Origin of the sequence: Pseudoalteromonas issachenkonii, assembly GCF_002310795.1 — a bacterium.
GTDB lineage: Bacteria > Pseudomonadota > Gammaproteobacteria > Enterobacterales > Alteromonadaceae > Pseudoalteromonas > Pseudoalteromonas tetraodonis.
On the sequence record NZ_CP011030.1, the window covers coordinates 1,573,157 to 1,586,018 of the forward strand.

Genomic DNA, 12,862 nt, shown 5'->3' on the forward strand with positions numbered 1-12,862 from the left:
TAACATTGCGACTATTATATACAAAATGAATATGTCATCATTATGACACCGGTGTCACAGGGCGTCAATGATCTAAAAATTTAAATAGCACTGCTATTTCTTCCCCTGAGAGGGCGGTTGTTTGATATAATTGCGGCGTTTATTTTAGCTGTAATAAATGCATGTAGCTTTGCTCATGGCTGCGGTCTGAGTATAATGCACGCGGTATTATTTTAATTTACTAACCAAATAGTTGTTACCGAGGAGGGCACTAAATGCAAGTTGCATTAGTAGGGTTAGGCGTTATGGGGAAAAATCTTGCCCTGAACTTGATTGAAAAAGGGATAACGCTTGTCGCTTATGACAAAAACCCAAATGCGGGTGAAGAATTACTAAGTTGTGCTAAATCACAAGGCATGGCTGATAAACTTCACATTGTCTCTGATCTAGGGGATATGGTTAGGCGTTTAGAAGCACCGCGTTCTATTTTATTACTTGTGCCTGCTGGCGAGTTAGTTGATGCGGTTTGCAACGAGCTTATTGAAGCGGGTGTTCAGTGTAGTGATATTATTGTTGATTGTGGTAACAGTAATTATAAAGACGGTATTAACCGTAAGCTCAAATACCAAGATAAGTTTGAATTTGCCACTATGGGTATTTCAGGCGGTGCCGAGGGTGCACGTCACGGTCCAGCTATGATGGCCAGTGGTTCTGAAGGTGGCTGGGAGCGTGTCGAGCCATGGTTTACAAAGGTTGCTGCAAGCTATAAAGGCGAGTCGTGTTTTGCGCGTGTGGGCCAGTCAGCCAGCGGCCATTTTGTAAAAATGGTTCATAATGGAATTGAATACGCACTCATGCAACTGATTGCAGAAATGTATCAGCTATTGCGTCACGGCACTAATCGCTCACCTAAAGAAATTGCAGAGATATTTAACGAATGGTCTCAAGGGCAGCTAAATAGCTATTTACTGTCAATCTCAAGCCATATTTTATCACTTGAAAATTCGCATAATGTGCCGCTTGTAGATTTAATTGACAATAAAGTAGGCGCAAAAGGCACCGGTTTATGGACAGCACAAAACGCCCTTGAATTAGGTATTGCGGTACCGTCGCTAGTGGCTGCTGTACAAGCTCGTCATTTAACCAATGCGTGTAATACCACTGCCGCACAAGAAATGACATACAGCGCACAAAATACCACGCAAGTTGATATTGATTTAGATGAATTAAAAGATGCGTTTACCCTTGCGAGCCTGTTGGCATACCGTCAAGGACTTGCATTAATTAAAGGCGCTTCACGAACTCATCAATGGAAAGTTGATTTAGCGAAAACGCTACAAACATGGCGTGCAGGGTGTATTATCCGTGCTGATTACCTTGATAGTGTAGCGCAAGGCGTTGAGTTTATTGACACGCTTGAACAAGAGTCATTAGCGATGCGTAAAGTGACTGGCCAAGCCGTTATGACGGGTCTGGCGTTTCCTGTGCTTAGTGCAACACAAACCTACTTAGCAACGCTAACAACACCAAGTAATGGGCACTTAGTTCAAGCCCAGCGTGATTACTTTGGTGAGCATGGCATTAAAACCCACAGTGGTGAAACGTGTCATTTAACTGACTTAGTTGATATTGACGCAAAAGTTCGTTAATAAAATCTAAGTAATCAAAAAGGACGCTAAGTAGCGTCCTTTTTTGTTATTCGCTTAACTGATTACTTAACGGGTCAGCTCACCACGCAGGTTATCTTGCATTAAATGGCGAATTGTTTCAATTTCTAGGTTTTGACTAAACAAGTAATGCAGCTTAGTTAAGCATGCTTCTAAGGTCATATCGTAACCGCTGATCACGCCTATGTTTAACAGCGCATTACCCGTGGCATAACCGCCCATGTTCACTTGGCCTTTTAAACATTGGGTTAAATTAGTAATAATAACACCCCGTTTACTTGCTTCATCCAGAATCGCTAAAAACTCAGGGTCTTGTGGCGCATTGCCTACACCAAAGCTTAGCAGTACAAGGGCTTTAATATTGCCATTAACTAAGCTTTTTACTACTTCTTTGCTGATCCCTGGGTATAAATACAGCACGCCAATAGCTTGCGGTGTAATAGGGGTAACTTGGAGTTCATTTTCTACATACGGGCTTAATTGCCCTTTGATCAGCTGAATATTAATACCTGAAAGTGCAAGCGGCTCTAAGTTAGGTGAGGCGAATGCATCAAACCCATCTGCATGGGCTTTAGTGGCACGATTACCTCTGAACAACTGATTATTAAAAAATAAGCTGACTTCTGCAATGGGGTAGTTAGCCGCTAAATACATGGCATTAAGTAGGTTAACTTGGCCATCTGAGCGTAATTGAGACAGTGGAATTTGTGAGCCGGTCACAATAATAGGTTTAGTTAAGTTTTCAAACATAAACGACAGAGCTGATGCAGTATAGGCCATAGTATCGGTGCCATGCAGTACCACAAAGCCATCGTAATCTTGGTATTTACTTTTTATGTCATCGGCGATGAGTTGCCAATGAGCCGGTGACATATCTGAAGAATCTATAAGCGGGCAGTATTCATGAATATCAAATAATGGCATTTCTTCACGATTAAACTCTGCGTTATTAACCACGGTTTCGGTTAAAAACCCTTCAGCAGGAATATAGCCGCGAATTGATTTTTTCATTCCTATGGTACCGCCAGTGTAAGCGATATAAATGCGTTTACGTTTCATAAAAAAAGCCCAGTAAAAAAACTGGGCTTAGTATAACGCTAACTGCTAATCAATACAGCCTGTTAAGGCACTATTGTGCAACTGTACACTCTAAACAGCGGGCATAAACACCTTGTGGATCGTTATAATCTTTTAGGTTTTCTACTTCACTGCTTAATTGTTTAATAACACTTTGCAGATTAGCTTGGCTGGCTAATACTGCTGTTTTTTGTGTTTCAAGCCCAAGTACTGATTTAACGGCGGCACTGCCGAAGATATCTTGAAGCATTTTTTCTTGTGGGCTAAGCGATTGCTTAATTGTTTTAACGTCATAGTAGTTAAGCTTTGCAAGCTCAGCAGCTGCTTTAATCGCATCTTGTTTATTACCAAGTTTATCAACTAAACCAAGCTCTTGAGCTTGCGATGCAATCCATACCCGACCTTGGGCAATTTTATCAACTTGCTCTGGGGTCATATTACGTGCCTCAGCAACCACATCTAAAAAGCGTCCATACGCTTCTTCAACACTCATTTGAATAACTTTAGCCATTTTCTCGTTAAGTGGGCGAGTGATTGAAAAACCTGCCAATTCTGTGGTGGCTACGCCATCTGAATACACGCCTATTTTAGCTAGGGTATCTTCAAATGTCATAAAGGTACCAAATACGCCAATTGAACCGGTAATTGTACTCGGTGCTGCCCAAATTTCATTGGCCGCCGATGCAATCCAATAACCGCCTGATGCAGCTACTGAGCTCATTGATGCAATAACGGGTTTACCAGCAGCTTTAAGTGCAAGTACTTCAGCACGAATTACTTCTGAGGCAAACATGCTGCCACCGCCTGAATCTATTCGTAAAACCACCGCTTTAACCTTGTCATCAAGTCGCGCTTTGCGAAGTAGGGCTGCAGTTGAATCACCACCAATTTCACCAGCACGGCGCTCACCATCAACAATAGTGCCTTTAGCAACCACAACAGCGACTTTTTCAGTCATAGGGTTATCAAACTCAATAGGCGGTTTTACTAAACTTAAGTATTCACCAAAAGAGACTTGTTTAAATGTTTTTCCATCTTCATTTTCTCCAACCAATTCAATTAATTGTTGGCGAATTTGCTGATTGGTTTTTAATGAATCAACCCATTGGTTATCCAGTGCATATTTACCGGCATCACCATTAGCGGCTTGCATTTTAGCTAAATAAACATCCATTGTTTCATCAAAGTTTGACTCATCAAAAGGACGTACAGCACTAACGTCTTGCTTATATTCATTCCATAAAGCACCAAGCCATACGCGGTTTGCTTCTTTAGCTGCCTCTGACATATCGTTTCTGATAAACGGTTCAACGGCCGATTTAAAGGTACCTACACGGAATATATGCTGAGTGACTTCTAATTTTTCTAATGCGTCTTTGAAGTAAAGCGGGTACATACCGTAGCCTTCAATAAGCACACTACCATAAGGATGCATCGCAATTTCGTCTGCATGCGCGGCAATGTAATATTGTGCTTGGGTGTAGTAATACCCTGAGGCAATCACTTTTTTACCGGTTGCTTTAAATGTTTCAAGTGCCTGTGTAATTTGTTTGAGCTTATTTAAATGTGCTTTTGGCATTTCTTGTAAATCAAGCAAAATAGCGCTTATACGCGAGTCTTGCGCTGCTTCATTAATTACTTCAACTACATCGTCGAGCAATATTTCACTGGGTGAGTCAGCACTGGCCGTTGCATCATTAATAGCGGCTTCAACAGGGTCTATATAGGTTTTTTCTTCGACAATAGGGCCATTAAGGTTAAGTCTAAGAACAGAGCCCTCTTCGACAATAATTTTATCACCGTCACTTGATACCGATACGATAAAAATAACGACCAAAAATAAAAACAATACGTTGAGTATTAAACGACGTGAGAAGTTGATCCCCGTCCATATACCTTTAAATACCTTTGCTATCAAAATAGCTCCTTAAATTGGTACAGCTAAAACGTTATTGCCATCTTAGCGTAGAATATAAATAAATTTAACTGCTAAATCGTAACGAAACATTTATAAATTCAATTACACTTGAAATTAAACACGTGTTTATTTAATAAATAATTACTGAAATTATGGCTGTAGTCACTACTTTTAACTCACGCTATTGGTCAAGATAAACGCAGTTAACAGATTTTGAGTTAAAAAATTATTAAGTTTAATCTGCTCATATATTGCTTATTGTTGGTCATTAAAGCAGAATTGACTAAATGCACACAGGTTAGACCAGTTATTGGGGCACAGGATGTTAGAACAAAAATTAGAACTAAAACACACACAACTACGTAACCGTTTAGTAATGGGATCAATGCATACCGGTCTCGAAGAGGGATGGCATAATCGTAAACGTCTACGTGCTTTTTATGAAGCACGTGCTAAAGGTGGCACAGCAATGCTCATTACGGGGGGATATAGCCCTAATCTTCGCGGCAAGTTAACGCCTATTTCATCATCATTTAATAGTTATTATGATGTTTTTAAACACCGTGCTTATACGCAAGCTGTTCATCAACATGGTGGTAAAATTTGCCTGCAGTTATTGCATGCTGGGCGCTATGCCTATCATCCATTCAATCAAGCTCCAAGTGCGATAAAAGCACCGATCAACCCTTATAAACCTAAGGCTATGTCTTTAAGTTCAATTAAAAAAACCATTAAAGATTTTGCTCACTCTGCATATTTAGCAGAAAAAGCAGGTTACGACGGCGTAGAGGTGATGGGCTCTGAAGGTTACTTAATTAATGAATTTATGGCACCGCATACAAACAAACGAGACGATGAGTTTGGTGGCAGTCTTGAAAACAGAATGCGTTTAGCTGTTGAGATTGTAAAAGCAGTAAGAGCTAAAGTTTCAGATAAATTTCTAATTATTTTTAGACTGTCTGTTATCGATTTAATTCCGAATGGCTCAACTCCTGAGGAAGTAACACAACAAGCTATTGCACTTGAAAAAGCAGGTGTTGATATTTTTAATACTGGCATTGGTTGGCATGAAGCACGGGTACCGACAATTGCAAGCATGGTACCCCCAGGCGCATTTAAAGAAGCGTCAAAGCGGTTGAAAGATGTTATTAGCGTGCCTGTTATTGCCGTAAACCGCATTAATACACCAGAAATTGCCAATGATATTTTAACGGCGGGTGAAGCTGATTTAATCTCTATGGCGCGCCCTTTACTTGCCGATCCTGAGTTTTTTAACAAATACCAAGCCAAGCGCTCTGACCATATTAATATTTGTATTGGGTGTAATCAGGGCTGTTTAGACCACGTATTTAAAGGTAAACGTGCCACTTGCTTAGTTAACCCACAAGCGGGTTTTGAACTTGATTACCCTCTAGAAAAAGCCGCAACAGCTAAAAATGTATTAGTGGTTGGAGCGGGTCCTGCTGGGCTTTCTTCAAGTTGTTACTTAGCGCAAAAAGGTCACAATGTAACGCTTATTGACCAAAAGCAGCATATGGGTGGGCAGTTTAATTTGGCCATGCAAATACCAGGTAAAGAAGACTTTAACCATACATTGGCTTACTTTACCAATGAACTTAAGCGTTTAAACGTCACTATTGAATTAGGTAAAGCATTTGATGATGGTATGCTAAGCCAGTTTGATGATGTGGTTTTTGCCACGGGTGTAAGGCCACGTGAAGCCTCTATAGAATGTAGTGATGACAAACGTGTTTTTGCCTACGATGAAGTCATTCGCGGTGAGGTTGAACTTGGTAACTCGATTGCGATTTTAGGCGCAGGCGGTATTGGTTTTGATATGGTGGCATTTTTAAGTGAACATAAATCACAAAGTATCAGCGACTTTAAAACCCAGTGGGGAATAGAGTGCGATGCTCAGCCTCACAAAGATGATCGTCAACTTTATATGCTTAAACGCAGTGAAGGGCGCTTTGGTGGTGATTTAGGTAAAACAACCGGTTGGATACATCGTCAAGTTGCTAAACAACATGGCGTTAAGCAAATTGCCAATTGCCAATACCATCGTTTTGATAAAAACGGCCTAACTATCAGTGTTGCTGGCGAAACGCAAGTATTGCCAGTTGATACTGTGATTGCTTGTATTGGCCAAGTGTCTAATGACGAACTATTTAAGGCGCAAGCAGAGAATGCCAAGGTTCATGTTATTGGTGGCGCTAAACTAGCAGCGGCTATTGATGCCAAGCGCGCTATATTCGAAGCCTTACAAGTTGCACGCAGTATTTAATATGCAATTTAAGTAAGTACACGGGTCTGATTATTTTTTAAAGATAGTTAACTTTTAATCAGACCCTTATATTGTTGTTTTTTACCTTACCCCATTCCTTGTATAGCTAATAAATACGCTATTGCGACTTTCAATGGTGCCTCGGCTTCAACGCTTAACTGGCAAAATTAAACCTATAAAGCCCCTCATTAGTTCGACCTAATTATTTACACGCAAAAGGCGAGCGCCACTTTGTAATGGCACAAATACACGGCTATTTGGGTTGCGATATTATTTGTGTGCTTTTTTAACCTAGGTACTTTCTTGATAAGCAAATAATAACAGCGGGGTGCCCATTATATTTTAACCTAAGGGTTTCAATGGTATGCTATTGTTTTGTCTTTTGAGTAATTATAATGGATGCTATTGAGCTTTTATTAACCCGCCAGTCAGATGCAAAACTGACAGAGCCAGGCCCTAATGAAGAACAACTAAACATTATTCAGCAGGCTGGGCTCAGAGTTCCCGATCATGGCTGTATTGCGCCTTGGCAATATATCATTGTTCAAGGGGATGCACGTCATAAGTTGGGTGAAATTTATTATCAAAGCGCTTTGGCCGAGCAGCAAGCTGAAAAAGTAATTAATCGTGCTAAAGAGTTACCCCTTAGAGCACCCATGATCATTATTGCCATTGCAAAATATCAACAACATCCAAAAGTACCAAGAATAGAACAAGTTCAAAGTGCAGGCTGTGGCGTGCTGGCTATGCAACAAGCCGCATTTGCACAAGGGCTTGGCGGTATTTGGCGCACAGGTTACTTTGCACAAAGCCCCAGTGTTAAACACGCGCTTAACTTAAACAATGATGATGAAATAGTGGGTTATTTGTATTTAGGGACGCCAGCAGTTGAGTGTAAAAAGTCACCGCGCCATAAACCAGAAAACTATTTTAGTTTTTTGTAGCAATAGGATGAACTTTTTATATTCAATATAGTCATAATTCATTAAGTTAATCGTGTTACACTACCGCGGTTAATATTGTAGCTGCGAGAAGCGCACGGAAGCACCATACGCAATAAATCTTCTTCAGTTTGTTTTTTAATCGGTTGTTTTTTGGTAATGTATGGAAAGTCTTACCAATAATAACGATAAAGAAGACGAAAATGATGGGAAATTTATTTTTACGTGAAAAAGAAAACTGGTTTGCTTGGTCAATCTGGGGTGTTGTTGGCGCGCTTGCGACATTTTATGTTGCAATGAATACACAAGCAGCTCATTTTATTGCTGCAACTGCGATGGGTGTGCTAGTACTGCTAACATGGTGGATGCAACAGTCTCGACGATTTGATTTTGGCAGAGCCTTTAAAATATGCTGCTATGTTCTATTATTCACCGTACTACCTTCGTTTGTGTTAGTTGTGATCCCAAGTGATGACTTAAACCGCTTCGATTTAATATTTCAAAGTATTGCATTTTTAACTGCCAGCTTATTGGTGTGTTTAGTATGTTCTTGGATTGCCCGCAGACCTAAACAATATTACTAGGGTTTATGACTATCCTGATTAATATTTAACTATTTAACCGGTTTTAGTAAAATAGGGCTTTACAAGCTAAGCGTATGATCTTATTATGCGCGCCGTACGGAGAGATGGCAGAGTGGTCGAATGCACCGGTCTTGAAAACCGGCAGGGGTTTATAGCCCCTCTAGGGTTCAGTTCAAATCCCTATCTCTCCACCATTTAAAAAACCGCCTTATTGGCGGTTTTTTGCTATCTGGAGCTTTATTATGTCACAGTCCCCGGAGTTATCCTTTTCTAAACGTTTACTCAAGCACATCCTGCTATGGACTGTGTTTGGTTATTGTTACCAAAGTGCCATATCGTTATTGCAAAAAATGGCCATTGATGCATACCCAGATAATGCGCTGATGATGACTTTCTTATATGGCATCGGGTTTAATCTTTTATCCGGGCATTTAATCACAAAATACGATCATTTTTGGCCAGTGTGGGGCGCGTTTTACATTGGCATTATCGGTTTGGTGGCTGTGCCTCTTTTGTTGATCGGCGTGGTCGGATTGTTGCCGATGAGCTTACTTGTTGGAATTTTGCTCAGTTTACCTGTATGTACCTTTGCTATTGGTTTAATTAAAGAAAAACTCAATAAAAACTAGCCCCAAACGGCTTTTATTTTGTGATAGCATATACGGGTCTTTTAACTAACAAAACGTGAATAACACATTATGTCAGATAATTTTACTACAGATGCTGAAAAAGCAAGTTACGGTATTGGCTTACAAATGGGTGAGCAACTTAAGGCTAACCCTTTTGAAGGTTTAAACTTAAATTCAGTATTTGAAGGCATGAAAGATGCGTATGCAGGCAGTGCTTTTCAAGTAGAGATCCCTGAGATCCAAGCTGCATTTGAGAAAATCAACGAAGAGATCCAAGCTCGTCGTGAAGAAGAAGCTAAAGTATTGGCTGCTGAAGGTATTGCATTTTTAGAAGAAAACGCAAAACGTCCTGAAATTACAGTTACTGAGTCAGGTCTTCAGTACGAAGTACTTGCAACAGGTGAAGGCGAAAAGCCAACTGCAGAGTCTACAGTACGTGTTGATTACCACGGTACTTTAGTAAACGGTACTGTTTTTGATAGCTCATACGAGCGCGGTCAACCTGCTGAATTCCCAGTAGGTGGCGTGATCAAAGGTTGGACTGAAGCATTACAAATGATGCCAGTAGGTACTAAATGGCGTTTATACGTTCCTCATGAGCTTGCTTATGGTGAACGTGGTGCCGGTGCTGCAATCGCACCTTACTCAACTCTAGTATTTGACGTTGAGTTACACGCGATTCTTTAATTAGAATTTAGTTGTAAAAAAACCGCATTCATTATTACGAATGCGGTTTTTTATTGTCTGATTAAAAATGAGCGCGTTTTAAAAGTAGCCTCTAACGCCAAATTGGAAGTTACGTCCAGGAAGAGGTGCCGTATCTTTAATAAATGAACTATGTACAAAACCAAGTTCATCAGTAATGTTATCAACACTTAGGTAAAGCTGCGTGTCAACGGCACCTAAATCAAGCTGATAATTAGCTTGTAAATCAATTAATGTATAGCCATCCGTTGCCGTTTCGTAAGCACTAATATCATTTTGCTCAAAGTAATGGGTTCCTGTTAAGGTAAATTGCGCATTACCTAGGGTATATTGTAGTTCTGAGCCCAATTTATTGGCAGGGATACGTGGTAAATTACCTTCATTATCTTTTAGTTTGGCGCGAGTAGAGTCACCAAATACTTTTACCATGGCGCTGGGGTTTATTTGATAATGTGCATCAAATTCAAAACCATAAAGCTGCGCATCTTTACTGGTAAATTGATAAACATCAATTGCATCGCTGTGTCCATTGGCAGCAGACTCAAAGCCATCCATCTCATCAAACACTAATCCGGTGTTTTGTTGATAATAAAAGTTTTTAATATCGTTATAGAAAAAGTTGACGGTGTAGCCAAAGTCACCGCTAAAACGACGTAAACTAATATCAAGATTGGTAGAGGTCTCTTGTTTAATTTCTTCAGGTTCAAAATGCGCTTCTGCCCCTTCAATATGATAGCCCAAGCCAAGCTCATAAGTACCTGTGGCAACATGCACACCATTAGAGAGTAACTCAGCTGAAAGAGGTGCACGCTCTGAATGTGACAAGCTAACGGCTAGGTTGTGACTTGGCATATACTCCCAAATCGCACCTGCTGAGGCACTTACATTAGTAAAGCTTTCGGTGTAGTTAATGGTCTCATCTGCCGATACAGGTTGTTCATCATGGCTGTGCTGATGTGTATCTACATCACTTTTGATATCATAATCTTCTAGGCGGGCGCCAAGCTCTACGGTGACATCGCCAAATGTGCGTTCTTCAAGTAGATATAACGCATGGGTGGTAGTGACACTTGCAGGCGTAAACGCTTCTTCGCCAATTGCATCGTAATCAGATTCACTATAGTGATAGCCAATCATGCCATGCCATTGGCTTAACTGATGCTCTACATTTAAACGTGCTTCTGTGGTTTCGTTACTAAACGTGGTGCCAATCGCGCCATCTTCAATTTCACTGTGAGTGTAGTCGGTGTAGCCAAGACGAAGATTAATCGATTCAATCCAGTTATCATGAAATGCATAACTTACCAGTCCTTGCCAACGATCTTGCTCTAAATGAGCATAAACGGGAGTTTCTATATGTTCTTCATCCGCATGATCTTCATGATCGCCTTCTTCTTCATGGGCATGACCGTGATCATGTGAATGCCCTGGAATGCCATAGTCTGTTTCAATATTGCCGTATGAAAAGCCAACGGTTAAATGCTCACCGACATAGCTGGTACCAAAGTTCACTGTTTCACTGTCGATAAAAGTATTTTCAACTGAAGTGGCTGTTTCTTCATCGCCCTCAATGTGTACTTCACCTTCTTCATGTTCATCTGGTAGGTTAAAGCGAGGCGTTTGATAGTCATCACCACTGCGTTTGGTGCCATCAAAATGAAAATTAAAGTTATTGCTGCCTGTTTCTAATTTTGCCGCATAGGTGTTCGCATTTGAAACGGTATCGTGTGTGTATTGTGCCGCTCCCGAGAGTGCGTCAATATTATTGGTTGGAATACGGTTATCAACCACATTTACTACACCGCCAATAGCACCAGAGCCATATAGTAGGGTGCTTGGGCCTCGTAGTACTTCAATTTGTTCAGCGGCTAAGCTATCACTTGATGTCGCGTGATCTGGACCAATACGTGATGCATCACTGCTATCTAAACCGTTTTGAGTAATTTTAACACGAGGACCACCTAGGCCACGAATAATCGGACTTGAAGACACTGGGCCGAAATAACTCGCGTTTACTCCTGGTATTCCTTTAAGTGTTTCACCTAGGGTCGGTTTCGCTTTATTTTTTAGTTCATCCCCTGATAGTACGCTCACAGGTGAAATCATTTCTAAGCTATTTTTATGCAGTGCCGAAGCATACACAACCACAGTTTCAACCGAAGACGGCTTTAATGTAACAGTAATTGTATCGTCTACATTCTCAAGCGATATACGTGAATCGATGTAGTTATCTTTACTAATATGTAATTGGCTTTTAGCATCTATGTCGATGCTAAACTGACCTTGTTCATTGCTTTTCACGCTTTGTGACTTTCCATGAACATGGATAGTTGCATTAGCAATAGGTTGTTTTTTTGAATCTGTTACTGTGCCGTTAATCGTTGCTGCTAGGGCAGAGTGAGAACACAAAACAGACAGTAGCGCTGAGGATATGAGTGTTAACTTTGTCATAATTACTTCGAATCGTGGTTGTTATGTTGTGATATAATATAACACTACAAAATGGCATCATCAACAATGTTATACTATAACTTTTAATTTTGCGTTGAATGGCAAAATAATCGCGTTAAATTTACATTACCAGCTCATTATTACAGATCAGTGCATTTGTTATATTTATTCGCTTAAGAGCGGCTGTCTATCATTAGTATGTCTAATTTTTTTTGTGCTTTAAAAGGATTTTGTTTATCGATTGGTTCAAGCATTTCACAGTCATCGTTTATCATTTCTGAAATTAAACTTGGGTAGTGTCGGCAATCTTGAGGACGGTCATGGTAAATACTGCATGTATATTTATCTTTTTCTTGTGGATATTTTTTACTGCTTAGTACTAAAAATGGGCATTGCGTTAATTGCTCGCCTGTTTTGGGATCAAACCATAACTGATCGTTTTTAACATATTGAAATATTTCTGGGTTGAATAACGCCCACATTTCAATTTCATCCTGATTTGTATCTAAATCTGCCGCACCATATTTAGTGCAGCATTTACCGCATTGATTGCAATTTTGCATAGGGTAGGTATTTACTATTGCGACTTAAATTAAGCGTTAAGTGTAGCACTGTAATATCCAGGTT

Annotated in this window: 10 protein-coding genes and 1 tRNA gene; 7 read left to right on the forward strand and 4 right to left on the reverse strand. The window is 40.2% G+C overall.

Annotated elements, in window-relative coordinates; all coding sequences use genetic code 11:
* Window positions 1-254 precede the first annotated feature (254 nt).
* Window positions 255-1,628, forward strand: a complete 1,374-nt coding sequence (gene gndA, locus PISS_RS07230; protein ID WP_036956446.1) for an NADP-dependent phosphogluconate dehydrogenase — start codon at window positions 255-257, stop codon at window positions 1,626-1,628.
* A 66-nt stretch (window positions 1,629-1,694) separates the two neighbouring features.
* Here the strand turns inward: gndA and ansA are convergent, their stop codons facing one another.
* Together ansA and sppA are read right to left on the reverse strand one after the other, a co-directional pair.
* Window positions 1,695-2,705 (reverse strand): asparaginase, encoded by a 1,011-nt coding sequence (ansA, locus tag PISS_RS07235; RefSeq protein WP_024601031.1) that lies wholly within the window; start codon window positions 2,703-2,705, stop codon window positions 1,695-1,697.
* Between the two features lie 70 nt (window positions 2,706-2,775).
* A complete protein-coding gene (sppA, locus tag PISS_RS07240) occupies window positions 2,776-4,641 on the reverse strand; it encodes a signal peptide peptidase SppA (RefSeq protein ID WP_008112457.1) in 1,866 nt (621 codons plus the stop codon).
* A 322-nt stretch (window positions 4,642-4,963) separates the two neighbouring features.
* On the opposite strand from sppA, the gene PISS_RS07245 reads away from it, so the two are divergent.
* From PISS_RS07245 to bamJ, 6 genes are all read left to right on the forward strand, one after another.
* The gene (locus tag PISS_RS07245; protein ID WP_036956448.1) at window positions 4,964-6,925 is read left to right on the forward strand and encodes an oxidoreductase; all 1,962 of its coding nucleotides are present in this window, start codon (window positions 4,964-4,966) and stop codon (window positions 6,923-6,925) included.
* A 395-nt stretch (window positions 6,926-7,320) separates the two neighbouring features.
* A complete protein-coding gene (locus PISS_RS07250; protein WP_013464866.1) occupies window positions 7,321-7,869 on the forward strand; it encodes an NAD(P)H nitroreductase in 549 nt (182 codons plus the stop codon).
* Between the two features lie 203 nt (window positions 7,870-8,072).
* Window positions 8,073-8,450 (forward strand): hypothetical protein, encoded by a 378-nt coding sequence (locus tag PISS_RS07255; RefSeq protein ID WP_024601029.1) that lies wholly within the window; start codon window positions 8,073-8,075, stop codon window positions 8,448-8,450.
* A gap of 98 nt (window positions 8,451-8,548) precedes the next feature.
* Window positions 8,549-8,644, forward strand: a tRNA-Ser gene (locus PISS_RS07260).
* 111 nt (window positions 8,645-8,755) lie between these two features.
* The gene (locus tag PISS_RS07265) at window positions 8,756-9,079 is read left to right on the forward strand and encodes a hypothetical protein (protein WP_013464868.1); all 324 of its coding nucleotides are present in this window, start codon (window positions 8,756-8,758) and stop codon (window positions 9,077-9,079) included.
* Between the two features lie 69 nt (window positions 9,080-9,148).
* Complete coding sequence (bamJ, locus tag PISS_RS07270) at window positions 9,149-9,766, forward strand: BamJ family beta-barrel-assembly machinery protein (RefSeq protein WP_008112467.1); 618 nt, start codon at window positions 9,149-9,151, stop codon at window positions 9,764-9,766.
* Window positions 9,767-9,844: 78 nt separating this feature from the next.
* On the opposite strand, the gene PISS_RS07275 is transcribed toward bamJ, so the two are convergent.
* On the reverse strand, window positions 9,845-12,235 hold the full coding sequence (locus PISS_RS07275; protein WP_058154556.1) for a TonB-dependent receptor: 2,391 nt from the start codon (window positions 12,233-12,235) through the stop codon (window positions 9,845-9,847).
* A 173-nt stretch (window positions 12,236-12,408) separates the two neighbouring features.
* Window positions 12,409-12,798: a YkgJ family cysteine cluster protein gene (locus PISS_RS07280; protein ID WP_008465669.1), complete on the reverse strand. Its 390-nt coding sequence runs from the start codon at window positions 12,796-12,798 to the stop codon at window positions 12,409-12,411.
* Window positions 12,799-12,862: the final 64 nt, after the last annotated feature.